Annotated in this window: 26 protein-coding genes; 14 read left to right on the top strand and 12 right to left on the bottom strand. The window is 41.7% G+C overall.

Going from position 1 to position 26,418, the window contains the following annotated elements; all coding sequences use genetic code 11:
* Position 1 precedes the first annotated feature (1 nt).
* The 6 genes from cydB to JZ787_RS09995 all read right to left on the bottom strand — a co-directional run bounded on the left by cydB (position 2) and on the right by JZ787_RS09995 (position 5,585).
* On the bottom strand, positions 2-1,147 hold the full coding sequence (cydB, locus tag JZ787_RS10020) for a cytochrome d ubiquinol oxidase subunit II (protein WP_062033169.1): 1,146 nt from the start codon (positions 1,145-1,147) through the stop codon (positions 2-4).
* Positions 1,144-2,724, bottom strand: a complete 1,581-nt coding sequence (locus JZ787_RS10015) for a cytochrome ubiquinol oxidase subunit I (RefSeq protein WP_004696658.1) — start codon at positions 2,722-2,724, stop codon at positions 1,144-1,146. The genes cydB and JZ787_RS10015 overlap by 4 nt, the downstream gene beginning before the upstream one ends.
* A complete protein-coding gene (cydP, locus tag JZ787_RS10010) occupies positions 2,724-2,915 on the bottom strand; it encodes a cytochrome oxidase putative small subunit CydP (protein ID WP_004696660.1) in 192 nt (63 codons plus the stop codon). The genes JZ787_RS10015 and cydP overlap by 1 nt, the downstream gene beginning before the upstream one ends.
* Before the next feature lie 703 nt (positions 2,916-3,618).
* A complete protein-coding gene (locus JZ787_RS10005; RefSeq protein ID WP_010326962.1) occupies positions 3,619-4,236 on the bottom strand; it encodes an OB-fold-containig protein in 618 nt (205 codons plus the stop codon).
* Positions 4,237-4,254: 18 nt separating this feature from the next.
* Complete coding sequence (locus tag JZ787_RS10000; RefSeq protein WP_346312348.1) at positions 4,255-4,566, bottom strand: Rieske (2Fe-2S) protein; 312 nt, start codon at positions 4,564-4,566, stop codon at positions 4,255-4,257.
* A 14-nt stretch (positions 4,567-4,580) separates the two neighbouring features.
* Positions 4,581-5,585, bottom strand: a complete 1,005-nt coding sequence (locus tag JZ787_RS09995; RefSeq protein WP_125273373.1) for an adenosine kinase — start codon at positions 5,583-5,585, stop codon at positions 4,581-4,583.
* A gap of 139 nt (positions 5,586-5,724) precedes the next feature.
* Between JZ787_RS09995 and JZ787_RS09990 the strand changes: the two genes are divergently transcribed.
* The 3 genes from JZ787_RS09990 (at position 5,725) to JZ787_RS09980 (ending at position 10,430) form a co-directional block, all read left to right on the top strand.
* The gene (locus tag JZ787_RS09990) at positions 5,725-6,174 is read left to right on the top strand and encodes a GNAT family N-acetyltransferase (protein ID WP_058869792.1); all 450 of its coding nucleotides are present in this window, start codon (positions 5,725-5,727) and stop codon (positions 6,172-6,174) included.
* Positions 6,175-6,333: 159 nt separating this feature from the next.
* Complete coding sequence (locus JZ787_RS09985; protein WP_126036941.1) at positions 6,334-9,273, top strand: insulinase family protein; 2,940 nt, start codon at positions 6,334-6,336, stop codon at positions 9,271-9,273.
* Positions 9,274-9,290: 17 nt separating this feature from the next.
* The gene (locus JZ787_RS09980) at positions 9,291-10,430 is read left to right on the top strand and encodes a phospholipase A (RefSeq protein ID WP_168158809.1); all 1,140 of its coding nucleotides are present in this window, start codon (positions 9,291-9,293) and stop codon (positions 10,428-10,430) included.
* A gap of 60 nt (positions 10,431-10,490) precedes the next feature.
* On the opposite strand, the gene JZ787_RS09975 is transcribed toward JZ787_RS09980, so the two are convergent.
* Positions 10,491-11,840, bottom strand: a complete 1,350-nt coding sequence (locus JZ787_RS09975; protein WP_168158808.1) for a TrkH family potassium uptake protein — start codon at positions 11,838-11,840, stop codon at positions 10,491-10,493.
* Entirely contained in the window at positions 11,837-12,490 is a 654-nt protein-coding gene (locus JZ787_RS09970) for a TrkA family potassium uptake protein (protein ID WP_168158807.1), read from the bottom strand. The genes JZ787_RS09975 and JZ787_RS09970 overlap by 4 nt, the downstream gene beginning before the upstream one ends.
* Before the next feature lie 150 nt (positions 12,491-12,640).
* Between JZ787_RS09970 and JZ787_RS09965 the strand changes: the two genes are divergently transcribed.
* Positions 12,641-13,135: a hypothetical protein gene (locus JZ787_RS09965; protein ID WP_218288379.1), complete on the top strand. Its 495-nt coding sequence runs from the start codon at positions 12,641-12,643 to the stop codon at positions 13,133-13,135.
* 40 nt (positions 13,136-13,175) lie between these two features.
* On the opposite strand, the gene ilvA is transcribed toward JZ787_RS09965, so the two are convergent.
* Positions 13,176-14,714 carry a threonine ammonia-lyase, biosynthetic gene (gene ilvA / locus JZ787_RS09960; RefSeq protein ID WP_005401072.1) on the bottom strand — a complete coding sequence of 513 codons (1,539 nt, stop codon included), beginning with the start codon at positions 14,712-14,714 and terminating at the stop codon, positions 13,176-13,178.
* A 107-nt stretch (positions 14,715-14,821) separates the two neighbouring features.
* On the opposite strand from ilvA, the gene rpiA reads away from it, so the two are divergent.
* From rpiA to JZ787_RS09920, 8 genes are all read left to right on the top strand, one after another.
* On the top strand, positions 14,822-15,493 hold the full coding sequence (gene rpiA, locus JZ787_RS09955) for a ribose-5-phosphate isomerase RpiA (RefSeq protein ID WP_004696685.1): 672 nt from the start codon (positions 14,822-14,824) through the stop codon (positions 15,491-15,493).
* Positions 15,494-15,620: 127 nt separating this feature from the next.
* Positions 15,621-16,304 carry a SprT family zinc-dependent metalloprotease gene (locus tag JZ787_RS09950; protein ID WP_346312223.1) on the top strand — a complete coding sequence of 228 codons (684 nt, stop codon included), beginning with the start codon at positions 15,621-15,623 and terminating at the stop codon, positions 16,302-16,304.
* A gap of 259 nt (positions 16,305-16,563) precedes the next feature.
* The gene (locus JZ787_RS09945; protein WP_346312222.1) at positions 16,564-17,595 is read left to right on the top strand and encodes a GGDEF domain-containing protein; all 1,032 of its coding nucleotides are present in this window, start codon (positions 16,564-16,566) and stop codon (positions 17,593-17,595) included.
* 110 nt (positions 17,596-17,705) lie between these two features.
* Positions 17,706-18,761, top strand: a complete 1,056-nt coding sequence (gene argC, locus JZ787_RS09940) for an N-acetyl-gamma-glutamyl-phosphate reductase (protein ID WP_346312347.1) — start codon at positions 17,706-17,708, stop codon at positions 18,759-18,761.
* A 79-nt stretch (positions 18,762-18,840) separates the two neighbouring features.
* On the top strand, positions 18,841-19,587 hold the full coding sequence (locus JZ787_RS09935; RefSeq protein ID WP_195728051.1) for a DUF6776 family protein: 747 nt from the start codon (positions 18,841-18,843) through the stop codon (positions 19,585-19,587).
* 17 nt (positions 19,588-19,604) lie between these two features.
* On the top strand, positions 19,605-20,021 hold the full coding sequence (clpS, locus tag JZ787_RS09930; RefSeq protein ID WP_004981811.1) for an ATP-dependent Clp protease adapter ClpS: 417 nt from the start codon (positions 19,605-19,607) through the stop codon (positions 20,019-20,021).
* A gap of 9 nt (positions 20,022-20,030) precedes the next feature.
* A complete protein-coding gene (gene clpA / locus JZ787_RS09925) occupies positions 20,031-22,307 on the top strand; it encodes an ATP-dependent Clp protease ATP-binding subunit ClpA (RefSeq protein ID WP_004981809.1) in 2,277 nt (758 codons plus the stop codon).
* Between the two features lie 88 nt (positions 22,308-22,395).
* Positions 22,396-22,749, top strand: a complete 354-nt coding sequence (locus JZ787_RS09920) for a YnfA family protein (RefSeq protein ID WP_346312221.1) — start codon at positions 22,396-22,398, stop codon at positions 22,747-22,749.
* 27 nt (positions 22,750-22,776) lie between these two features.
* On the opposite strand, the gene JZ787_RS09915 is transcribed toward JZ787_RS09920, so the two are convergent.
* The 3 genes from JZ787_RS09915 to JZ787_RS09905 form a co-directional block, all read right to left on the bottom strand.
* Positions 22,777-23,250 (bottom strand): hypothetical protein, encoded by a 474-nt coding sequence (locus JZ787_RS09915; protein WP_346312220.1) that lies wholly within the window; start codon positions 23,248-23,250, stop codon positions 22,777-22,779.
* Between the two features lie 90 nt (positions 23,251-23,340).
* Positions 23,341-24,261 (bottom strand): ornithine carbamoyltransferase, encoded by a 921-nt coding sequence (argF, locus tag JZ787_RS09910; protein WP_346312219.1) that lies wholly within the window; start codon positions 24,259-24,261, stop codon positions 23,341-23,343.
* 121 nt (positions 24,262-24,382) lie between these two features.
* Positions 24,383-25,033, bottom strand: a complete 651-nt coding sequence (locus tag JZ787_RS09905) for a TetR/AcrR family transcriptional regulator (protein ID WP_346312218.1) — start codon at positions 25,031-25,033, stop codon at positions 24,383-24,385.
* Positions 25,034-25,279: 246 nt separating this feature from the next.
* On the opposite strand from JZ787_RS09905, the gene prpB reads away from it, so the two are divergent.
* Together prpB and JZ787_RS09895 are read left to right on the top strand one after the other, a co-directional pair.
* A complete protein-coding gene (prpB, locus tag JZ787_RS09900; protein ID WP_062033198.1) occupies positions 25,280-26,164 on the top strand; it encodes a methylisocitrate lyase in 885 nt (294 codons plus the stop codon).
* Positions 26,165-26,166: 2 nt separating this feature from the next.
* The coding region (locus JZ787_RS09895) for a citrate/2-methylcitrate synthase (RefSeq protein WP_346312217.1) at positions 26,167-26,418 on the top strand (252 nt) is incomplete at its 3' end.

Genomic DNA, 26,418 nt, shown 5'->3' with positions numbered 1-26,418 from the left:
CTTAGTAAAGGCTGTGTGAATTCTCTTTAATGTGTGTGTTGGTAATAACACCCCACATTTTGTAGTAACACCAAGTGGTATAGCACAAAATGAGTGGGACAAAGATACATGCTGCAACTGTCATTACAGTTAACGTCGTTTTACTTGAAACTGCATCCCACATGGTCAAGCTTGCAACAGGTTGAATGCTTGATGGCATTAAGAATGGGAACAGCGCAAAACCAGCAGTTAAAATTGCACCCACGACCGCTAAACTCGAACCTAAGAAGCTAAAGCCCGCTTTGTTTTTGCTTGCTGCAAGCACCACAATCAAACCACCTAAGATACCTGCGATAGGCGCAATCATGGTAATTGGGTAAGTCGAGTAGTTGTTCATCCAGCCATGGTTGGCATTGGTCAACACTTCTTTTGCCAATGGGTTAGCAACACCGTTGGTATCAAATGGAGTGACTAAGGTATAACCTTCGATTCCACCAAAGTACAACCAAGCACCAGCGCCTAAGAAACAGATGAGATAAGCAATGCCCATAAGTTTCGTTGCTTGTGCTGAGCGTCTGCGTAAGTCACCATCGGTACGAAGCATTAGCCATGCACCGCCGTGTGCACACAGCATTGATAAGCTAACTAGGCCGCAGACTAAAGCAAATGGGTTGAGTAGAGCAAAGAAGCTCCCTGTATAAGTTGAACGGACGGTATCATCTAAACTAAATGGTACGCCTAAGAACATGTTGCCAAATGCCACACCGAAGACCAGTGCAGGAACAGCACCACCCACGGCTAAACCCCAGTCCCATGATGTACGCCATTTGGTATTTTGCAGTTTAGAGCGGTAGTCAAAACCTACAGGTCGTAAGAATAGGGCAAACAGCACCAACAGTAGCGCCCAATACATGCCTGAGAATGCTGTTGCATAAACCATTGGCCATGCGGCAAACAATGCACCGCCAGCAGTAATGAACCAAACTTGGTTACCGTCCCAGTGCGGAGCGATAGTGTTGATGGCCGCACGGCGTTCTTCATCTGTTTTGCCCACAAATGGCATGATCGCCATAGAGCCCATATCGAAGCCATCGGTGAGAGCAAAGCCAATCAGCAAGACACCGACTAAAACCCACCAAATGATTTTGAGTAATTCATATTCGATCATGCTTGAGTCTCCTCATTACGAGCTGCTTCAAGTTTTTCAAAATGGTATTTACCAGTGTGAAGCGAACTTGGACCAAGACGTGAGAATTTGATCATTAAATACATTTCAATAATCAAAAGAACGGTATAGAACGCAGCTAAAGCAGCGATAGAACCCCACACATCACCTGTGCTTAAGCTCGATGCTGACAAGTGTGTAGGTAAAACTTCACCAATCGTCCACGGCTGACGACCTACTTCTGCAACATACCAACCTGTTTGTGCAGCAATCCATGGCAGAGGGAGAGCGAAAAGCGCGAACTTCAGTAACCATGGTTTGTTTTCTGCATTGCGTTTTGCCACAGCAAAGGTTGCTAGAGCAAATAACAGCAGCATAAGGAAACCAGATACAACCATGGCGCGGAATGCCCAGAATAAGCTTGGTACGTGCGGAATCGTGTCTTTTGCAGCAGATTTAATTTGATCTTCAGATGCATCAACTACATTTGGTGTGTATTTTTTCAGCAGCAAGCCATAACCCAAGTCTTTTTGAGTTTCAGCAAATGCAGCTTTTAGCTCTGGAGAAGTATCGCCCGCGCGTAGTTTTTCCAGTTGTGAGTAGGCCACCATACCGTTACGAATACGATCTTCGTGTTGTACGATCAAATCTTTAATACCGGTCACTTCTTTGTCTAAAGAACGTGTTGCAATAAGACCCATCACATATGGAATTTTCACTGCATAATCTGTAGTCATGGTTTCTTTATTTGGAATACCAAACAAAGTAAAGGGTGCAGGTGCAGGGTGAGTATCCCATTCTGCTTCAATGGCCGCGAGTTTAGTTTTCTGAACATCACCCAGTTCATAACCTGACTCATCGCCCAGTAAAATCACTGAAAGTGTTGAAGCTAAACCAAAAATTGCGGCAATGGCAAATGAACGACGTGCAAACGGAATATCGCGTTTTTTCAGTAAGTAGTAGCTTGAAATAGCCAGAACGAAAATAGCGCCTGTCACATAACCCGCAGACACGGTATGTACAAATTTTACCTGTGCAACTGGGTTAAAAATGAGAGCACCAAAATCTACCAATTCCATGCGCATGGTTTCATAGTTAAATACAGAACCGACAGGGTTTTGCATCCAACCATTTGCAACCAAAATCCATAAGGCAGACATATTAGAACCGAGTGCAACCAGCCATGTCACACATAAGTGCTGCACTTTGGATAAGCGATCCCATCCAAAAAAGAACAGACCGATGAATGTCGATTCTAAGAAGAATGCCATTAATCCTTCAATGGCTAATGGAGCACCGAAAATATCCCCCACATAGTGTGAGTAATATGCCCAGTTAGTCCCGAACTGGAACTCCATGGTTAAGCCAGTAGTGACCCCTAAAGCGAAGTTAATACCGAAGAGTTTCCCCCAAAACTTGGTCATGTCTTTATAAATTTCTTTACCTGAAATCACATAGGTGGTTTCCATAATGGCAAGAATAAAGGCAAGCCCCAGTGTAAGTGGAACAAAAATAAAGTGATACATCGCGGTCATAGCGAACTGGAACCGCGAAAGATCGACCACGCTTTCAGATATCATCAACGTGTCTCCTTGATTGGGGATGGATTGCCTGCAATACGCTCAGCAACTTGATTGTCAAAATTTTTAGGAATAGTCGGGGCGTCAAACCAGATGTTCTTAATGACCATTAAAATAATCACCTTAATGATTAAAATGGCCACAATCTCTCTGGTGACTTTTTGATTGAGATTTTTGGGGACTAAGCTCATTTCACAAAGCCTATTTTTTAACTTGCTTTATATTATTAAACAAAAACATACAAAAGATAAATAGTCTTTAAACTTAAATAAAAAATATATTATTAAGTCCTTTAAATACATGTACTTAAAATAATGGTGTGATGAAAAATAAACTAATATTTTTGTATTTTAAAGTTGACCAAATTACTTATGTTTATATTTAAATACCTGATTAAAATACTTGTATATATTTATTTTAAATCCGACTAAAACGCTTATATTTAACGTTCATCGTTATTTTATTGATAATTCGTCTTAAGATAATGAAATTGATAGGGCTTTTAAATGATGGATTTTAACGGATATGAATCAGGGATAATTTGATCTGTTGTATACATCATAAGGAAATTAGGAATTGAAAATCGAATTAATATTTAAGAAGTCTTTTATTGTGTCATATAAGCTTGAAGGCAGAGACGGAGAGTAAAATTCTCATCCTGATCTTATTTTTCGCAAATATTTTTAAATTGTAGAAAGCTGGATTGTGAATGAAAGATTGCTTTAAAAAGATTGAGCAAGAAGATGAGGCAAGGGTTCGATTTAAACAGCGCGTTGTAAGGCGTTTGTTAGAGGCTGATGCTGTATCAAGATCTTGGCAGGGTTAGGCATGGCAAAGGATAAACTTGCTCATAAAGACGTACAGCGTTGAAATGGGATCAGATGGGGTGCTTGTTTAGCGCGTACTTTCGCCGCTAAAAAGTTGATTGGATTTTGAGATTTTCTTTGCTATGTAATGTGACTTTTTTAGACGAATAAGAATAATTTGTGACTGAAATTCAAGTTCACCAAACTCAGGTTCAACTTGCACATAGTGTAGCTGACCATATTCATCGCGAACGCGAGCTTGAGCCGAAAAACCAGGACGTGCATTCCCGCTGGAGATGGTCGCCAGACGACCCAGTAAGTTGGTTTGCTTTTTATCTGGTCTAGGTTTAATAACTTGATCCAAACAGTGGATCATAAAAACGGTAAAGAAAATTGCAATAATTAGCGCAGGCAAGATTAGATAGTAAGCCGAAGTAAACGCTTGTTCTTTGGCATAGATGCAGAACTGAAGGAAATAACCTGCAACACTAAAATTAAGTAAGAGAAAAACCACAATCAGCACTTTAGAAAACTTAACGTCCAACAGTGGAGATTCAGTCAGTTTTTGCGGGGAGAGCCTTTTGAGGAAATGACTTGGACGTGATTTAAAAAAGTAGCCTAAGGTTTCCACCATGCTGAGTATGACTAAAGTCAATAAGCTGAAATGAAAGAGCATCAAGTCAGGGTGATGTAGCAACTCATACATGGTGAACGTCCAGTTTCATTATTCTTCTGTGAGATAAATCCCACCGTCAGAATGCACGGTAATCGCTACTTTTTCAAGTGCTTCGCCTTGGCAGGGGCCAGAAATGCATTCACCTGTTTCAACCATGAACAATGCACCATGGGTCGAACATTCAATAAATTCTTGGTCACGGTCTAAAAACTGGTTTTCCAAAAATTCAAGTTCAACTTGCAAATGCGGGCAAATGTTTTGGTAAGCGAAGAAGGTACCGTCACGTTGGGTGATAAAAATCGTATCCCCCTTAGGTGTTTCAAAAGAACGCGCTTCGCGTTCTGGGATGTCTTCCGTCATGCAAATTTTTTGCATCATGCACATTCCTTTTGCAGTTGTTGGAACAATTCAGCGTAATCTGCCACAGCCAAACGAGGGCCGAACTGTGACACCACTTCACTTGAAATCAAAATCGCAAGTTGCGCAGCTGTATGTAAGCCTAAGCCCGCATTTACTGCATAAAGGAATGCACCTGCAAAGGCATCGCCTGCGCCATTGGCATCGATAGCGTGTACTTTACGACCCGCGACATTAAATGTTTCCTGTGCATTTGAAATAAGTGCACCTTCAGCGGAAAGAGTAATCACCACATGCTGGCTCAGTGTTTTAAGTTTTGCTAAAGCCGCCTCAACAGTTTCAGTTTCAGTGTACATCATGGCTTCTTGCTGGTTACAGAACAATAAGTCCACACCATCCGCAATCATTTCATCTAGACCATGACGCGCGTATTGCACCATCGCAGGGTCAGATAGGGTTAATGCAATTTTAACACCATGAGCTTTGGCAATTTCACGCGCCTGCTTAACAGCTAAACGTGCGCTATCGCTGGTTGAAAGATAACCTTCGATATAGAGCCATTTCGCTGTTTTTAAGGGTTCAAAGTCAATCTGTTGCTCAGTTAACTCGGCCGTGATCCCCAAATAGGTATGCATAGTGCGTTCAGAGTCTTCACTGACTAAAACCATACACGTGCCTGTTACGCCTTCACTGATTGATTTTTCAGTGTTTTTAATGCCTGCTTCGTGTAAACCATTGAGGTAAGTTTGCCCTAGTTCATCATTGCCCACGCGGCATGCATAAAATGCTGAACCACCCAAGGCACTAAAAGCAACGGTGGTGTTGGCTGCTGAACCACCTGAAGCCTGACCTTTATAGCTTTGTGTTTCTTTTAATTTTTTGTAAAGATCTGCTTGTGTTTCACCATCAGTTAACTGCATAGTGCCTTTTTGCAAATGTTGTTGAATAAGGAAGTCGTCAGAGACTTTAAATTCTTGGTCGATTAGTGCATTACCAATTGCAAAAAGATCAACAGTTGCCATGTCTTTTTTCGTCACGTATTGAAAATAAAGCGACATTTTACACCAATGCTCAAGATTGCTGTAGTTTGTTGAGGAAAATTCATTTTATTTACGTGGCAAATGTAGTGAAATGGCTTTGCTCATATTCAAGGAAGTTTAGATGGAAATTTTAATTCAAGCAGCAGAACAATTACCTCCTCAAATACAAGCTTTGGCACAACATGCAGCAAAAGAAGGATATGAACCGTTGACCCGCTTGATCGAAGAATATCAAAGTGGAAAAAATCGTTTTGATCAAAAGGGTGAAGTATTGTTATTGGCCTATGATCAAGACCAATTGATTGCCTGTGGCGGTTTAAATCAACAATGGGGTGAAAATGAAATCGAGGCGCGGATTGGGCGTGTACGTCGTTTTTATGTTCACCCTAAATACCGTAAGAGCGGTGTGGGTCGTCAGTTGTTGGCGCATCTAGAAAAATGTGCGCGTCCAAACTTTTCTGCACTGTGTTTAAATACCGCAGATTTATCCGCAGCCAGTTTTTATCAAAAGCAAAACTATGTTTTTGTGGAAAATCACCCGAACTATAATTATTTTAAATATCTCATCTAGTTTTACTTTCTGAGAACGCTTCCCTCAAAAAGACTGAAATTTGGAAAGCAGTGAGATGCTTTTCAAATTTCCAGCAAATTACTCGGGTTTTCAGCGTGAAATCTTTTGACAACTACAGCTATAATGCAGGCAGTGTATTAATTATTGTTAGGAGATCACATGACTGTAGATGTCACTGAAACCATTTCTCAAACTGTACATCCTGCGTTTCAGTTGGTACGTCAACACCATGTTGAAGCTTTAGACATTTTAGTGTCTGAATATAAACATAAAGTCACTGGGGCAGTGCATTATCACTTGGCCACCAATCATGATGAAAATGTCTTCTTGGTTGCATTTCGCACCCAACCTATGGATTCAAAAGGCGAAGCGCATATTTTAGAACACACAGCACTATGTGGTTCGGAAAAATTTCCTGTTCGCGATCCGTTCTTTTTAATGATTCGTCGTTCATTGAATACTTTTATGAACGCCTTTACTGCGGCGGACTGGACAGCGTATCCATTTGCGACTCAGAATAAAAAAGATTTCCAAAATTTACTTGAAGTATATTTAGACGCGGCTTTTGCAGCCAATTTGAATCCGCTGGATTTTGCCCAAGAAGGAATCCGCATTGAGCTTGAAAACGGTGAGCCTGTTTATAAAGGTGTGGTTTTCAACGAAATGAAAGGGGCAATGAGTTCGCCTTCAGACCAGTTGTATCATCAGTTAGCGCATCACTTATTTCCTGAAACCACTTACCACTACAACTCAGGTGGCGACCCTAAAGATATTCCAGACTTGACTTACCCTGAGTTGGTGGATTTCTATAAGTCGCATTATCACCCAAGTAACGCAGTTTTCATGACCTTTGGTAATGAACCTGCTTACAATCTACAAGAGCAGTTTGAAACTTTAGCCTTGGCCAAGTTTTCAAAAGGTGAAACGCTATTCTCTAAAGAAGAGCGCCGTTTGACTGCGCCACTAGAAGTGACTGAAACCTATGCGGTAGATGCGGAAGATTTAAAAGACAAAACTTATCACATTATTTCGTGGTTATTGCCTAAAGCCAGCGAGATCAAACTACGCTTAGGTATGCGCCTTGTAGAAGGTGTACTGTTAGAAGACTCGGCTTCTCCATTACGTCATTATTTAGAAACGTGTGGTTATGCACAGTCTACTGGCCCGATTATGGGGGTAGATGATTCAAACTACGAAATGACCTTCTACTGTGGCGTACAGGGTTCAAACCCTGAACATACAGCTGAGTTTAAAGCAGGTGTGTTTAAGGTTTTAGAAGATGTCGCTTCAAAACCTGTCGATCGAAATATGGTCGATGCGATTTTACATCAAATTGAATTGCACCAACGTGAAATCAATGGCGATGGCATGCCTTATGGTCTAAGCCTGATTTTAAATGGTTTGGGGAGTGCCATTCACCACAGTGACCCAGTCACTGTATGGGATGTAGACTCAGCCATTGCTGCGGTGAAAGAAGAACTGAAAGATCCAATGTGGTTGTCAAACTTAATCAAAACCTATTTGATTGATAACCCACACCGAGTACAAATGACGTTGGTGCCTGATGCCAATAAATCTGCGGTGGAAGCGGCGGCAGAAAAAGCACGTTTAACCGAAATTGGTGCGCAGCTAACAGAAGCTGAAAAAGCAGAAATTGAAGCACAAACTGAAGCACTCAAAGTCCGTCAAGATACCCCAGATGACCTTAATCTTTTGCCAAAAGTGGGCTTGGAAGATGTGCCTGCTGAACTGCAAATTGTACAAGGGCAGTTGCGCGAGATTATCTCAAATCGTATCGATTATCCGTTGAATCTTTATCATGCGGGTACCAACGGTATTTACTACAACCAAGTGCTGATCCAGATTCCGCAAGATGTAGTGCAATCGCCATACTTTAACTTGCTGTCCATTTTGATGGGTGAAGTTGGTGCAGGTCAATATGACTATCTAGAACTACAACAACTACAAACTGCGGTGAGTGGTGGTTTAGGTATGGGCGCCTCTTTACGATCTCAAGTAAATGATAAAAATCAAATCAGTGCATGGTTAACGCTGACCACAAAATCGTTGGTGAGTAATTTTGACAGTATTGCATTGTTGAAACTGGCTTTTGAACAACTGCGTTTTGACGAAAAAGATCGCATTGTTGAGTTATTGCAACAACGTAAAACACGTTGGGCATCCCGTCTTTCAGGTTCAGGCCACAGTTATGCCATGCAAATTGCAGGACGTAACCACAGTGCTTTGGCAAAACGTGATTATCACAACACGGGCTTGGGTGCATTAAACTGGTTAGGCGATCTAGTCAGCCGTATTGAAAAAGATGCAGCAGCTTATGATGATTTGATCAATGAATTAAAAGCGATTCACTTAAAACTTTTACAAGCACCAAAACAGTTCTTACTGGTGTGTGAAGAACATCAGTCAGACCGTTTGGTTGAAGAAGTTCAAAACGTGTGGGACAAGTTAGCTATTCCTGAGCAAACTGTGACTTTAAAAGCTACTGAGCAGGTTGATACCGATGCAGATGAGGCATGGTTAATTCAAGCGAATGTTCAATTCTGTTCATCGGCTTATCAAGCCGTTGAGGTGTCACATCCAGATGCTGCCCCGCTGATGGTGCTGGCAGCGTACTTGCGTAATGGTTTCTTACACAGTGCAATTCGTGAAAAAGGTGGGGCCTATGGTGGTGGCGCAAGCTATGACGGCAATGCATGTTCATTCCGCTTCTATAGCTACCGTGACCCGCGTTTGGCTGAAACCTTCAATGACTTTGAAGCCAGTGTGCAATGGTTGCTCAATACTGAGCAAAAGCCACATCAGCTTGAAGAAGCAATTTTAGGTTTGATTGCTGGTATGGACAAACCAGGTTCACCAGCGGGTGAAGCGATTACGGCATGTTATGCACTTTTGCATGCACGTACACCAGCCTTCCGTAAGCAGTTACGTAGCCGTCTTTTGGCTGTGAGTTTAGAGGACTTGCAACGTGTGGCGGTACAATACTTGCTTGAACAAAAACCAACGAAAGCCGTGGTTGCACCTATGGCGAAGCGTGATACTTTAATTGAGTTAGGTTTTAGTATTCAACAAGTTCAGTAAAACAATAAGAGGGTCGTATGGCGTTCAAATCATTTGAGCGTTCAACTTTAGTACTGAGCATGACTGTGCTCAGTACTTTGGGTGTCGCTAAAACACATGCACAAATTTCCGAAGTACCTGCAGCTCCTGCAACAGCCGAGGCATGTGTTGCATTGGCATCGAATGCAGACCGTTTGGCTTGTTATGATGCATTATTTAAAATTCCTGAAGCAGTAAAGCCGCGCATTGTTTCTGAGCAACGTGCAGCTATGGAAATTGCGCCAGAACCCGAAAATATCACGGGGAAGATTACACAAAGTGTGAGCTCTGTTTTCGCTTCTGAAGGTCCTAAAATATCGCCAAATTTATCTTTAATGGATAGTCGTTGGGAGCTTTCACCCGAAAGTAAACTGGGGACTTGGAATATTCGTGCCTATCAACCTGTCTATTTAATGCCTGGTTTTTGGACAACAGATAAAAATGAATTTCCACAAAGTCCAAATCCGACCAATACGGTGGATGAAGATCAGAACCTAAAGTCAATGGAAGCGAAATTCCAACTGTCTTTAAAAACCAAAGCTGTGGAAAACCTATTTGGGGACAATGGCGATGTTTGGTTAGGTTATACCCAGTCTTCTCGTTGGCAGCTTTATAATAGTGATGAATCACGTCCGTTCCGTGAAACGAACTATGAGCCTGAAGCCAGTTTGGTTTTCCGTACCAATTATGAACTGTTGGGTTTAAATGGTCGCTTACTGGGATTAACTTTCAACCACCAGTCTAATGGTCGTTCCGATCCGTTGTCACGTAGTTGGAACCGTGTCATGTTGAATGTGGGGTTTGAAAGAGACAACTTTGCGCTCATGCTGCGCCCTTGGTACCGTCTAGATGAAGATGCAGGTGATGATAATAACCCGGATATTAAGGATTATATCGGACGGGGTGACTTAACAGCATTCTACCGTTGGAATGAACATGACTTTTCACTCATGCTGCGTCATAGTTTAAAAGGTGGCGATGACGCGCGCGGTGCTGCACAGTTTGACTGGGCTTTTCCTATTTCAGGGAAGTTGCGTGGCCATTTCCAGTTGTTTGATGGTTATGGCGAAAGCTTAATAGATTATAACCACCGAGCGACTTATGTGGGCTTGGGCGTGTCCTTAATGAATTGGTACTAATTTAGAAACATAAAAAACCACGTTTGATACGTGGTTTTTTATGTTTAAGTGTTAGGTGTTTTAACCAATTTGAATATCGGCAGCTGGATGTTTTAAACGGCTCTTTTTTGGCGTCGCAATCAGGTAGGCTAGCGTTAAAGGACCTAAACGACCTGCAAACATCAAGAGCATCAGAATAAATAAACTTGCAGGTTGAAGTTCACCGGTGATGCCCCGTGATAAACCGACTGTACACGCGGCTGAAATGGCTTCAAATAACAAATCCATAAACTGATGATTAGGCTCGATTAAGGATAAAGTAAAGATGCCTAAGAAAATAAGTGCTGCGGTAATAGAGACGACAGCCATTGCCTTAAAAGAGGTTTTTTGAGAAACAGAGTGATTGAACACACGAATTTCATCTTCACGTCTAAGGAAGCTAATCACGCTGAGTAAAACAATAATAAAAGTACCTACTTTAATCCCGCCCGCGGTACTCATCGAGCCGCCCCCAATGAACATCAGTAACATGGTGACGAGGGTCGAGGCATCTTTCATTTGTGCCAAATCGAGGCTGTTAAAACCCGATGAACGAGGCACTGTGGCATGGAACCATGCATTTAAAGCTTGGTCACCTAAGCTCATTGGCGCTAAGGTGAGGGGGTTGTTCGATTCAATTGCCCATAAAAGAACAAAAGCAATCAGGTTCAAACCTGCAATGGTTGATAAAATCAGTTTGCTATTGGTACTTAAGCCTTTCCAACGTTTGCTGCGTTTAATGTCCATTAATACCACAAAACCTGTCCCACCAATGATGTATAACATACTGATGGTAAAGGTAATGAGATACTGACCCGAGAAGCTCATTAGACTGTTGGGAAACAGTGAAAAGCCACCATTGTTAAATGCGGATACACTATAAAAAGCCGCATAAAACAGAGCTTGATTGAAGTTGTAATCTTCTAACCATGCTATGGTCAAAATAACCGTGCCGATCGCTTCAAAAAATAAGGAATACAGCAGTACCCCTTTAATGGTGAAAGACACTTTGGATAAGCTGGTTTGGCCAATGGTCTCTTGCGCCATGATTTGTTGCTTTAAACCCAGTTTAGTCGACAGACTTAGTGCGGCTAAAATTGCAAAAGTCATAAAGCCTAAGCCACCAATTTGAATCAGCAGCATAATGATGATTTTACCTGTTACGGTAAAAGTTTCACCGACATTCACCACAGACAGTCCAGTAATGGTGACGGCTGAGCTGGCGGTGAACAAAGAGTTAATCCAACTGAGTTCACCGTGGTGTGAAATGGGTAGCTTTAATAATAGAGTCCCAATAATAATAAAGCTCAAAAAACCCAAGGCCAGCAGGCTGGGCGGGCTTAAATTAATGGTGCTGTTTGGTTGGGTTTGCCATTCTTTGACTTTTTTCATGATTTGAACCGTGCTGAAAGACGACGTAATGTTTCGAGTAAACCTTCAACAACTAGAATATCACCCACTTGTAAAATTAAATTGGGGTCAATGCTGTACAAAACGTCTTTGCCACGTTTATGGAGTAATGTTTTCACATCAGGTGCTTGATCCATCAATTGGCGGAAGCGAGTCCCTTGTAGTTTTTCATCAATTTCAATTTTGACAATATAGTGGTTATCTTCAAGCGCCATATAGCGACTGACCATGGGGTAGCATAAAGACTGCGCAATCCGTACGCCCATGTCCTCTTCAGGGTGAATAATTTTACTAATCCCTAAATGGCTTAAAATCATATGGTGCGACTTTGATTTGGCTTTGACCCAAATTTTTTCAACCCCAATATTTTTGAGGTGCAGCACACACAAAATACTGGCTTCAATATTTTCACCAATTGCGACCACCACGGCATCGCAGTTTTTAATATTTAATTCATCGAGGACATGTTCATCTGTTGCGTCGGCGATGACAGCATGGGTCACCTGCTCAGAAATATTTTCAACATATTTTTTTTCACTATCGATACCAATGACATCATGTCCCAGTTCAATGAGTTGAGTTGCAACTGTGGCTCCAAAGCTTCCTAAACCAATCACTGCAAATTGTGCCATGTCATCTTTCCTTTAAATTTTTTTATACGTCGATTGTTAACGAATGTTGTGCCAAATTTCACAAGATGTCATCTTTATACAGACACGCTTTTTTCGATCAACCGCGCTTTGCCTTATACCAATATATCACTCATCCAAAGGAGTATATAAATGCGGAAGACACTGTATGAATCCCTCAGGATCGCGTTTCCAGAATTGAATGATACCGCAATTCCAGAAGAACAAGATGAGTTCGAGCACTTTGTACGTTGGTTGAATAGCTATTATTCAAACATTCAAAAAATAGAACTCGATGATTTTCGACAAAATGGTATTGATGAATGCCATCGACTCCAACAGTTAGGTATTGACTTAGACGAGCTGAAAAACCAAATCAATGATGATATGGCGTCTTTTTATCAAATGTATGAGAGTGAGGAAGAAGAAACCTCAGACATGCATGGTTATGATTTTGAATTTAGTTTTGATGTTATTTTTAACCACATTAAAATTTTTATTGAGCCTTATGAACTCAGTTTACTGGTTATCGAGCGGGAGAACCCCTATTGGCTGTTGGTACCGCATAATGATGAGCTGATAGATAGAATTATTGTTACGTATAACCACACGTTTGGTGATGAAGAGCCGATACAGCTCATAGAATAAAACCGCCTCGAAGGGCGGTTTTATGTATGTATTGAATCTTTTATTTTAAGAAACGTTGATAACCTAGGTTATTGGTAATTTCTTCATATGGATACGAAATACTTTCTAAGGTTTCAATCAAACCATCTGGGTTTTGTTTCGCATCACTTGCTTCTAAACCAACAAGGACACGACCTTCCGCCGCACCATGGTTACGGTAGTGGAATAGGGTAATGTTATGCGTAGGGCCAAGGCGTTCGAGGAACATTAATAGCGCACCTGGACGTTCAGGGAACTCAACACGGAACAAACGCTCGTTTTCAAGGTCTGCATGCCCACCAATTAGGTAGCGAATATGCAGTTTTGCCACTTCATCATCAGATAAGTCATCGACATCGAACTGAGTTTTGAGTGCTTCAAAAATATCGTGACGCTCTTTTTCACCGCCTTTTAAGCTAATGCCGACAAAGACTTGCGCTGCACTGGCATCGCTCGCACGGTAGTTAAACTCGGTGATATTACGACCTTGTAGTGCTCGGCAGAAATTCAGGAATGAACCTTTTTTCTCTGGAATGGTCACAGCAAAAATAGCTTCTTTACGTTCACCTAATTCAGTACGTTCTGCAATATAACGTAAACGGTCAAAGTTCATGTTGGCACCACATACAATTGAGACGATGTTTTGCCCAATCAGCTCGTGTTTTTCAATATATTTTTTAATCCCTGCCAAGGCCATTGCACCTGATGGTTCAACGATGCTACGACACTCATCATAGGTGTCTTTAATGGCGGCACAAATTTCATCGGTATTGACTAAAACCACTTCACGCTCAACGATCGGACCTGAGTTATCCGACTTTTGGAGTTGAATCACTTCAAATGGTTTTTCACCAATCTGTGCTACCGCAGTACCATCAGCAAATAGACCGACTTGAGGCAGTACAACACGTTCACCTGCTTCAAATGCGGCTTTTAAACAAGCAGATTCGTCATATTCAACAGGAATGACTTTGACATGTGGTGCAACATCGCCTAAGTAGGCTGCTACACCAGCAATTAAACCGCCGCCACCAACAGCGACGAAGACATAGTCGACATCGCGCCATTGACGCAAAATTTCATTGCCAATCGTACCTTGACCTGCCATGACCAGTTCATCGTCATAGGGTGGAATAAAACTCATACCGTCTTCTGCGGCACGTTGAATCGCGTATTTGTTGGCAACATCAAAAGAGTCGCCGTGGAGAACCACTTCACCGCCTAAACGTTTGACCGCCTGAACTTTAATATCTGGGGTGGTTTTCGGCATCACAATAATGGCGCGAATCCCGAGTTTTTTACCTGACAGTGCTACGCCTTGAGCATGGTTGCCAGCAGATGCAGTAATCACGCCACGTTCAAGTTGAGCTCTAGGGAGTTGGCTAATGCGGTTATAGGCACCGCGCAGCTTAAATGAAAAGACTGGTTGTAAGTCTTCGCGCTTAAAACGAATGTTGTTATTGAGTTTCTCACTAATTCGAGGTGCCGCTTCGAGTGGAGTTTCGATTGCAACATCGTAGACTGTTGCTTGTAATATTTGTCGAACCAAACGAGACAGCATGTTAATTTCCCATTTAACAGTTTAAAATAGAGGATCATTGTAACAAACCCCTGTACATTTGGGCTGTAAAATCAGCAACAAATGTCAAAAAATAGTTGAGCCAAATTATGAGTCTGTATGCTACCCAAGATGAAAAAAAGCAAGCTGCTGCAAAAGCTGCCTTAAAGCACTTACCTAAAGGTGGCATTTTAGGGGTGGGTACAGGCAGCACCGTCAATTTCTTAATTGAACTTTTGCCCGAGCTTCAGCTTGAGGCGGCTGTGGCAAGTTCAGAAGCAACGGCTGAGCGCTTAAAGAAATTAGGCATAGAAGTGGTTGATATGAACTCTGTCGGCGGTTTAGATGCCTATGTAGATGGGGCAGACGAAATTGACCGTCATATGCATATGATCAAAGGTGGTGGGGCTGCACTGACTCGCGAGAAAATTGTAGCTTCAATTGCGAGAAAATTTGTTTGTATCGTTGATGACTCTAAGTGGGTTGATCAATTGGGGCGTGACTTCCCACTGCCGATTGAAGTGATTCCAATGGCTCGTTCAGCTGTGGCACGTAAAATTGTAGCGCTCGGTGGTGATCCTGCTTACCGTGAAGGCGTGGTGACGGATAATGGTAACGTGATTTTAGACGTTTATAACTTAAATATCTTAAATGCGCTTGAGCTTGAAAAAACCATTAACGACATTCCAGGTGTGGTGTGTAATGGTATTTTTGCAATCAATAAAGCAGATGTGGCAGTTGTTGCAACAGACAGCGGTATTGAAGAACGTACCGCTGTTTAATTTTAAATCTTCCCTAAGCTCTTCTTTGAAAAAGAGGGGCTAAAAGCAAAAACATTTTTATCTTATGTTTTTCTCCCTCCTTTCAAAAGGAGGGTCGGGAGGATGATTCAATAAAAGAATAATATTAATGACCTTAGCAGACCTACCTGAAATTCAAATCACCCATCATGCACGTGCGACCCGGTTACGACTTCGTGTTGAACCGACTCAAATTCGTTTAACCGTGCCTAAGTTTTGTAGTAAACGGCAAATTCAGGATTTTTTAAATCAATCTGAACAGTGGATGGTTGAAACTTGGCAGAAGCAGCAAGCCAGTCTGGTACAGATAGATCGAACCCTTCCCACAGAGTTGCGGTTATTTAATCGCCAAAACGCTTTAACGGTGAGCTATCAAACACAAAAAAATGCGTATATTTTGGATGAGGATAATCACCAGCTTTGGATCAGTGACCGTCAGCCTGAAAGTTATTTAAAATCTTTTGTAATTGCATATGCCAAACAGCACTTGCCTGTTTATTTGCAACAGATTAGTCATGAAACTGGTTTAAAATTTGCACAATGTTCAATTCGTCAGCCCAAGACCCGCTGGGGGAGTTGTAGTGCCAAACATGACATCATGCTTAACAGTGCTTTAGTACTGTTTCCTGAAGTCATTACGCGTTACGTCTGTGTGCATGAACTCGCACATACGCAACATTTTGATCATAGTGCACGTTTTTGGGCGGAAGTTGCCAAATATGATGCCGCTTTTCAACAGCATCAAAAAACCTTAAAAACAACCGCATTGCCGTATTGGTGGGCAAGCGCTTAAAGTTAATTTTACGTGCAAAATTTAAAAATATTTTCTTCTGATTGATTGAGCGTGAGTCAAAAAATGCTCTAAACTTCATGATCTAAGGTAAACATTCCTCAATTTCAGTCCAAAGACCTCAAATGTGAATTTTACAGATATCCACTATTTTATATTAATTGTTCCAGCTTGCCTGATTTTAATGGGAAGCTTGCTTTTAATATGTCATTTTGCTTTTAGGGCTCCCTCATATTTATTGTGGCTCGGGCTTGGATATATTGTGCCTTCGTTTTCTGTGGCGGCACAAAGTTTTATGTCGAATAAGCAGTTGGCTTTGTCGGCACCCATTTTAGGCAGTATGTATTTGTTTGGCGCATGGGCCAGCGCTTATGCCATGGGCTTAAGAAAGAACGCTAATGCACGTCCATATTGGTGTCTTGCCTTGGTCGTGATGGCTTTACTTTCACTCAGTTATTATTCCTACGTAGATGATCAACTGTGGAGCAGAATGCTGATTCTGAACATTTCAATTGCATTGGTTGAGTCTTTGGTTTTGTTTTCAATGTTTAAACATTATCAAGGGATTGATTTGCTCAATAAAATAGTCGACTTTTCCTACTTGTTTATTGTGTTGTATACCTTTGTTCGCGGAATCATTATTTTTCTCTTTTTAAGAAACATCGAAGCAGATATGCTGGCAAATTCAGTTTGGTGGCTGATGATGCTTGCTGCGAGCATTATCTTAAGTATGTGGTTTGCAATAGTGCTGCTCGGAACATTGGTACGCGATATTATCCATCAACTCAATGATGAGCGGCTAAGAGATCCGCTAACGCATTTATTCAATCGACGTGGTTTTAACGAAGCCGCTAAACGGAAGTTGCATCAGCTCTCTAGACAGTCTTATTTTTTGCTCATGTGTGATATTGATCATTTTAAGAAAATTAATGACACCTATGGGCATTTGGTGGGTGATCAAATTTTACAACAAGTCGGTCAAATTATTGGGCAAAATGTCCGTGCGCACGATTTGGTGGGGCGTTTCGGCGGAGAGGAGTTCATTGTCTTATTGCAAATTGATGACCCCACGCTGGCTTATAACATTGCCAATCGTATTCGTTTAGGTATTGCCGATGCACGATTATCCTCAAAAAATATTGCCGTGACAGCAAGTTTTGGACTGGCTGCAGTACATCATTCCAACTTAAAATATGCCATACAAGCTGCCGATCAATTGTTATATCAGGCGAAACATTCGGGACGAAATCAGATTGGTTTTGAGCCTGCACAGAGTATATTGGATGTGCCTTAATAGGTGTCGATAGCACTAAAAACGCATAAATTCCAAGTAAAACAGTTTAGAAAGCAGAAACTTCCTGTCATACTAGGCAGTTACGAAATGGACAGTTTAAGTTTGAGGTAATACACGTGATTTCAGTTGGTATTGTCGGCGGTACAGGTTATACAGGCGTTGAATTGTTGCGTCTTTTACTACGACACCCAAATGTGCAAGTAAGCGTATTAACATCGCGTACAGAAGACGGTCGCCGTGTAGATGATATGTTCCCAAGCTTACGTGGACATACCGAACTAAAATATTCAGATTTGAATATTGATGAACTGAAAAAATGTGATGTGGTGTTCTTTGCGACACCGCATGGCGTTGCCATGAAGCATGCCGAAGAGTTGGTGGCTGCAAATACTAAAGTGATTGACCTTGCCGCAGACTTCCGTTTACAAGATTTAGAACAGTTTGAAAAATGGTATGGTATGCAGCATGCGTGCCCTGAACTGTTGAAAGACTCGGTTTATGGTTTGTCTGAATTAAACCGTGAGCAGATTAAACAAGCCAATGTCATTGGTAACCCTGGTTGTTATCCAACGACAGTACAACTGGGTTTAGCGCCGTTATTTAAGCAAAATGACACATTAGTTAAACCTGAAAGTATTATTATTGATGCAAAATCGGGTGTGTCTGGTGCAGGTCGTAAAGCCAGCCTTGGTATGATCTATTCTGAAAATGCTGATAATTTCAAAGCTTATGGCGTTGCAGGTCACCGTCATCATCCTGAAATTGTGGAAGCGTTGGAAAATATTTCAGGCTTAAAAGATGTATTTAACCACATTTTGTTTGTTCCGCATTTGGTACCAATGATTCGTGGCATGCTGAGCACGATTTATGTGGACTTAACCGATGCGGGTGAAGCTGCTGATGTGCAAAGTTTATATGAACAGTTTTATGCCAATGAAGCTTTTGTCGATGTGATGCCTGCGGGAAGTTCACCAGAGACACGTTCTGTGCGGGGTGCAAATCAACTACGTATTGCGCTGTATAAACCACAACCGAAAAAGTTGGTGGTCATTTCTATACAAGACAATTTGGTTAAAGGTGCAGCAGGTCAGGCCGTTCAAAACATGAACTTAATGTTTGGATTTGCTGAAACAGCGGGCCTAGACGGAATTGGTTTATTACCATAAAAAACGTTTTAAAACTTCACACACATTTAGATTTCGATTTAAATGTGTGTTTTGAATTGAATCAAAATAAGAGATGACGATGCCGAACACTGACACAAATATGACGTCACAACAGCCTGAACCTGCAAAGCCGTTTTTACAGACCAATAAGCCTTTGGCAATTGGTGCTGCAATATTGATGGTTGCAAGTGGACTATTGGGCTATACCGTCGGACATCGTCAGGGTTTAACGGTGGTAGGTTTTGATGCAGATGCTGAGCAACTGGTTGAAGTGGTACAAAAGCAAAAGACCAGTCTGGATGCATTAAATAAAAACTATAATGCTGCTGTTCAGGAGCGTGACGTTGCTGTGACCAATTCAAATGAGCTGTATTTGTCATTGCAAAAAGCTCTGGATCAACAAGCGCAATCTGAAACCACTGCTGTGATTTACCGTGAGGTTTTACGTCAACGCGGCGGTATTCCACTGGCTGTGCAGCATATTGCGATTAAACCTTTGCCTGAAAATGCATTTGAATATCAACTTGATTTGGTTCAAGTTAGTCCATCTAAACGTGCAGCTTCAGGTACCGTTGAGCTTCGACTCATTCGTGGTACAGAGGTTTTAGTTGTACCTCTAGAAGACAAAAACTTTAACTTTGAAAACTATGAGCGTTTAACAGGGCGTTGGACGATGCCTAAAGGCTTTACGCCACAGTTTATCGAAGTCCGTTTAACAGGTAGCACCCCAGTGACACGACGCTTTAGTTGGTCACGTGGTGAGGCCGTAGAAAGTCAATCTGCATTTGTCTCTGAAATCCCTCAGGCTGAGGCAAATGCACAATAATTGTGAATTGTAAGTTTATGGGTATCTCTAAGCGTTCAACGTGTTTAAATGAAATCAAGCAGTCTTTTCATGAATCTGGCTATGTCGACTGGCATATCAGCCCGCGCTTGAGCAATGATGAACCGCATGAAGAAGAAAATGGGGATGTCGCTGTCCAAACCGCGCCACCAGAACTTAAGCGTCCGCCACTCTATGCTGTCGTTTTAATGAACGATGACTACACCCCAATGGACTTTGTTATTGAAATTTTACAACAATACTTTGCTTTGAATCTTGACCAAGCCACTCAAGTAATGCTAACTGTACATTATGAAGGAAAAGGTGTTGCAGGCGTTTACCCGAGAGACATCGCGGAAACAAAAGCAAACCAAGTCAATAATTACGCTCGGTCTCAAGGTCATCCTTTACTTTGTCAGATTGAGCCGAAAGATTAAGGGGGTTCCATGCTCAGTCGTCAATTAGAAGTATCCTTACGTTTGGCTGTTAGTATGGCTCGACAAAAGAGACATGAATTCCTAACCGTTGAACATTTATTATTGGCTTTACTCGATAATGATTCGGCCGTAAATGCATTGAAAGCCTGCGGTGCAGATATTATTGTGCTTCGTAAAGAGCTTGAAGAATATGTAGAGCAGCACACTCCTAAGCTGGGCGAAAACAGTGACCAAGCTCCGCATCCAACTGAAAGTTTTGACCGTATTTTACAACGTGCAATTTTCCATGTGCAATCAAGCGGTGGTGATCGTACAGTTGAAGGTGCAGACATTTTAGTTGCAATGTACTCTGAACGTGACTCTTTTGCAGTCTACCTCTTGAAACGTCATCAAATTAACCGTTTAACACTGACACAATACTTGGCCCACGGCACACGTAAAGACGAAGTGCAAGTGGAAGAAGAAATTGAAGATCTTGACGGGGAATCGACCAGTTCAAGCAACGCAGGCCCTTTAGAGTTGTATACAACCAATTTAAATGTTGAGGCACAAAAGGGTAAAACGGATCCTTTAATTGGTCGTGAAAAAGAAATTGAGCGCGCAGCACAAATTCTATGCCGTCGCCGCAAAAACAACCCGTTATTGGTGGGTGATCCTGGTGTCGGTAAAACATCGATTGCTGAAGGTTTAGCTTGGCTCATTGTTAATGGTAAAGCACCGAAACCATTGGCAAATGCTGAAGTGTATAGCTTGGATATTGGTGCTTTGGTGGCAGGAACCAAATACCGTGGTGACTTTGAAAAACGTTTAAAACAGCTTTTGAACGCGTTGAAAAAGAAACCAGAAGCAGTTTTGTTTATTGACGAAATCCACATGATTATTGGTGCAGGCTCAAGTATGGGTAGCACGATGGATGCGTCAAACTTGATTAAACCCGCTTTGGCCAATGGCTCATTGCGCTGCATTGGTTCAACCACATTCCAAGAATACCGCCAAGTCTTTGAAAAAGATCATGCATTGTCACGCCGTTTCCAAAAAATTGATGTCAATGAGCCATCTATTTCAGAAACGATTGATATTTTACGCGGTTTGAAGAGCAAGTTTGAAGATTTCCATCATGTTAAATATGATGACAAAGCTTTAATTTCTGCGGTTGAGCTGTCTGCGAAGTTCATTAATGACCGTTTCTTGCCGGATAAAGCCATTGATGTCATTGATGAAGCAGGGGCGCAACGTCGTCTGAAAGCTGAGCAAGATGACACCTTGATTACCGTGGAAAATATTGAAGATATCGTGTCGAAAATTGCACGTATTCCACCAAAAACTGTGTCTAAAGATGACAAGACCGTTCTTGAAAATCTTGAGCGTGATTTAAAACGTGTGGTCTTTGGTCAAGATGAAGCCATTGAAGCTTTAGGCTCAGCAATTAAACTGTCGCGTGCAGGCTTAAAATCGCCAGATAAACCTGTGGGTAGTTTCGTTTTTGCAGGCCCAACTGGGGTAGGTAAAACAGAAGTCACCAAGCAGCTTGCGAAATTACTGGGTGTTGAGCTAGTTCGTTTCGATATGTCGGAGTACATGGAGCGCCATGCGGTTTCACGTTTGATCGGTGCGCCTCCAGGTTATGTGGGCTTTGATCAAGGCGGTCTGTTGACTGATGCGATTCATAAAAATCCGCACTGTGTATTATTACTAGATGAGATTGAAAAAGCGCATCCAGACGTGTTCAACTTATTGCTACAAATCATGGATCATGGTTCATTGACCGATAACAATGGTCGTAAATCAGACTTCCGTAATGTGGTGTTGGTCTTGACCACAAATATTGGCGCGGAAAGTATTTCTCGCGTGAGTATTGGCTTCATGGATCAAGACAACAGTAATGATAACCAAGATGCGATGAAGAAAGCATTTTCTCCTGAGTTCCGTAACCGTTTAGACAGTGTGATTCAGTTTAAAGCTTTACCAACGACAGTAATTGAAAACGTAGTAGATAAGTTCTTAACTGAACTCCAAGCGCAACTGGATGAGAAAAAAGTCATTCTAGAAGTGGATCAAAGTGCGCGTGAGTGGATGGCTGAAAATGGCTATGACCGTTTAATGGGTGCTCGCCCAATGCAACGACTCATCCAAGAGCATTTGAAAAAACCACTGGCTGAAATGATTCTATTTGGTGAGCTTGCAGAACATGGTGGTAATGTTGCGGTCTCTGTGAAGAATGAAAATGGTAAAGCGGTGGGTCTAAAACTCGAAGTTTTCGAAGATCAAACGGCTGAGCCTGCTTAAAGATCGCTATATAATTTAAAACCCGTGTTCGCACGGGTTTTTTATTGAAGAAAGTATTTAACAGTTAGAAGTAATAAAAGTAGGTTGCATGGATATTCAATTGACGAAAGTTTTAAGTACATTTGTACTGTTTTTGCTAACCGCTGTGATGGAAATATTAGGCTGTTATTTCCCTTATTTGATTTTAAATCAGGGAAGAAGTCATTGGTTGTGGATTCCTACAGCTTTAGCGCTAGGTGCTTTTGTGTGGTTGTTGACTTTACATCCGGCTGCGTCAGGACGTATTTATGCCGCTTATGGCGGAATTTATATTTTTACCGCATTGCTATGGTTGCGTTATGTTGATCAAGTTTATTTATCCCGTTGGGACATAATGGGTGGGGCAGTGGTCCTGATTGGTGCGGCCATGATTATCTTACAACCGCAAGGATTGGTTCGCTAAAGTAGAGAACCAATCGCTAAAAAGGTACTATTTGATACCACAATCTTTTTGCTTTAATTCTAAATCGTAGCTATTTTTCTCAGAACTGAGCTGTAATTTTATAATGTAGGGGTTATGGCGTTGATATTGATGCTCGAAGAAAATATTGCAGTTTTGCACAACATTCTTTTTAATCACTTTTTGAACTTCTTTCGCACCCAAATCCTCTTCAAACTGCGCGAAGTCAGGGGTAATGATCAAGCCTTTAAGCTCGGTACGGTCTGCATATAGATTAAATTGTTCAATGATAGTGTTGTTATCAATTTCAATTGGGAGAGTTCGTGAGTCTTCTGCGGTTAATACAGTTAAAATCTCGTTCAGGGTTTCAGGCTGTTTAATTTTAAAATTTTGATCAATAATTTGTTTGGACTGTAAGTAGTCATCAAATTCTGAGGCTTGAACCTGAAAAAAAGTAGAGCTTAGGATTGTAGCAAGGCACAGGCCAGTTTTTTTGAAATGCATGGAAAGTGTCGCTTATAAAAATTATGTTCCGATTATAGCTTTGCCCGTATAAAAAAAGCACCCTTAGGTGCTTTTCGTTGGAAAAATTAATTAATCTTTCTTGGTGTTTTCATTGATTAAAAACTCAACCAATGCTTTTTGTGCATGTAAGCGGTTTTCAGCTTCATCCCAAACCACTGCATTTTTATGGTCGAGCATCTTTTCAGAAATTTCTTCGCCGCGATGCGCAGGTAAACAATGCATAAATAAACAATCAGGATGAGCAAGATCCATAAGACGTTCATTCACTTGATAGTCTGCAAAAGCAGCTTCACGAATTTTTTGCTCTTCTTCTTGGCCCATGCTTGCCCATACATCGGTCACGATGAGGTCTGCATTTACGGCAGCATCTTCAGCTGAGTTAACCAGTTCTGCACAATGCGCAAATTCACTTAAAAATTCTGCTTTGGGTTCATAACCTTTAGGTGCAGCAATTTTTAACTTGAAGCCCCACATATGCGCAGCTTCAATATATGAATTACACATATTATTGCCATCACCAATCCATGCTACTGTTTTGCCTGCGATAGGTCCACGGTGTTCAACAAAAGTTTGAACATCTGCAAGCAATTGGCAAGGGTGGTGATCATCGGTCAAAGCATTAATCACAGGAACTTTTGAATAAGAAGCAAAACGTTCAACAATGTCATGTCCAAAAGTACGGATCATCACAATATCCAACATGCTTGAAATCACGCGTGCTGAATCTTCAATGGGTTCACCACGACCCAATTGGGTGTCTCGTGGAGAGAGGAAAATTGAACTACCACCAAACTGGCTCATGCCTGCTTCGAACGATACACGGGTGCGGGTGCTCGATTTTTCAAAAATCATACCCATGACTTTACCAACAAACGGTTGGAAGACTTCGCTGTTGCGCTGTTTACGCTTTAGTTCGATACCGCGTTGCACAACTTGGTTCAGTTCTAAAGTAGATAAATCGCGTAAGGTAAGAAAGTGACGTAGAGCCATTGTTACTCCACAATAATTGCTGAAAACCGAAATAGGTATAGAACAACAATTAGTTGTTGGTTGGTGAAAAGAAAAAAGAGAGTCGATTAATATACTATATGCAAAGGAAATTGCAAAAAAACTAGATTTTTTGATGACCTGCTAAGAAACGATCTACGCAATAATGAACATATTCTAGATTTTCTTGTTCATTTTCTTCAACATAGATGTTCATAAGCACTCGCCACTCTAATTCACGCACAATGCCAAAAAAAAGCTGCGCAGAATAATTCGGGTGTTCACATCGAATAATGCCTATTTCATCTGCTTTGTTTAAAATGCAAGCCACGGCATCTTCAATATGTTTAGGTCCTTGTTTGTGAATATGAAAGGCCAACTGCGGATTACGCTGTACTTGTTCCATAATGAGTCTTAAAAAAGAAGCATTTTCTGGAAGCACAAGATGTGTTTGAATATTTAAAATGGTTTGTATTAAATAAACGCGCAAATTGTCCTTCGTAAAATCAAAAGGCATACAAATATCTTTAAAAAACAGCTCACGACGGTAGTCGCAAATTGCTGTAAAAAGACCGTCTTTATTTCCAAAATATTTGTAAATCGATGCTTTTGAACCACCCGCATGATTGACAATATCATCAAGTGAAACTGCATCGTAGCCATGTTGCAAAAACAACTCGTTTGCACTTAATAAAAATGCAAGACAGCGTTCATGACCTCGTTTTGTGTGAGGTATGTCACGTGTAAGGGGTTCTAGTTGAACTGAGTCGTGCATATAACTAACAACAGCCTAATAAATGTGGATCTCTAGTTGCTATCATAGCAAAAATATGTACACATTGTTGTTTTGGGGCTTATCTGTTTACCACTAAACCTCAGTGCGTGGAAGAAAATTACACAATAAAAACGTGAACCATGGGACTAAAGTTTTAGAGTTTTCATTCTAAAATGTCATAGCCAATTCAGTCATTATGGCTATACTCAAAACTCGAAAATTAAAGTAAATGCCGTGGAAAGGACGATGACAGAACAAAAATCTGCAGGCTTAAGATTTAGACAAGCACTAGAAGTGGAAAAACCATTACAAATTATCGGTACAGTCAATGCTTATGCAGCAATGATGGCGAAACAGGTGGGCTACAAGGCCATCTACCTTTCGGGTGCTGGTGTAGCCAACTACTCTTATGGGTTGCCTGACTTAGGCATGACCAGTCTGGATAATGTTTTGGAAGATGTACGCCGCATTACCGAACGTGTAGACACCCCGTTACTGGTCGATATCGACACCGGTTGGGGTGGGGCATTTAACATTGCCCGTACTGTGAAACAAATGATTGCCGCAGGGGCAGCCGCAGTTCACATCGAAGACCAAGTAGCACAAAAACGTTGTGGCCACCGTCCAAACAAAGAAATCGTCACCCAACAAGAAATGGTCGACCGCGTAAAAGCCGCAGTTGATGCCAAAACCGATGCAAACTTTGTGGTGATGGCACGTACCGATGCCCTACAAAAAGAAGGCCTACAAGCGGTGATTGACCGTGCCTGTGCTTGTGTAGAAGCCGGTGCTGATGCGATCTTTGCCGAAGCAATGACTGACATTACCATGTACAAAACCGTCTGCGATGCAGTCGGTGTCCCTGTACTAGCCAACATCACCGAATTTGGCGATACCCCATACTACACCAAAGAACAACTGGCAGAACAAGGCATCTCGATGGTGCTGTACCCACTGTCACCGACCCGTGCCATGCAAAAGGCAGCACTGGAAGTCATGCATGCCATTCGCAATGACGGTACCCAAGTCAACGTTCTCGACAAAATGCAACAGCGCAAAGAACTCTACGAATTTCTCGATTACCACACCTTTGAAAACACATTAGACAAGCTGTTTAAACAGGAGAATTAAAAATGGCTGAAGGAAAAGTCCTCACAGGCGCAGGATTGCGCGGACAAGTCGCAGGTAAAACAGCACTCTCAACCGTAGGTAAAAGTGGAGCAGGTCTAACCTACCGTGGTTATGACGTCCAAGACCTCGCTGAAAACTGCCAGTTTGAAGAAGTCGCTTACCTGATCTTCTTTGGTGAACTACCCACAGCAGCACAGCTCACAGCTTACAAGGCTAAACTTAAATCACTGCGTCAACTACCACAAGCACTCAAA

This window comes from Acinetobacter sp. BWR-L5 (assembly GCF_039655985.1).
In the GTDB taxonomy this organism is placed as follows: domain Bacteria; phylum Pseudomonadota; class Gammaproteobacteria; order Pseudomonadales; family Moraxellaceae; genus Acinetobacter; species Acinetobacter johnsonii.
This window is presented reverse-complemented; position numbering and strand designations above follow the sequence as displayed.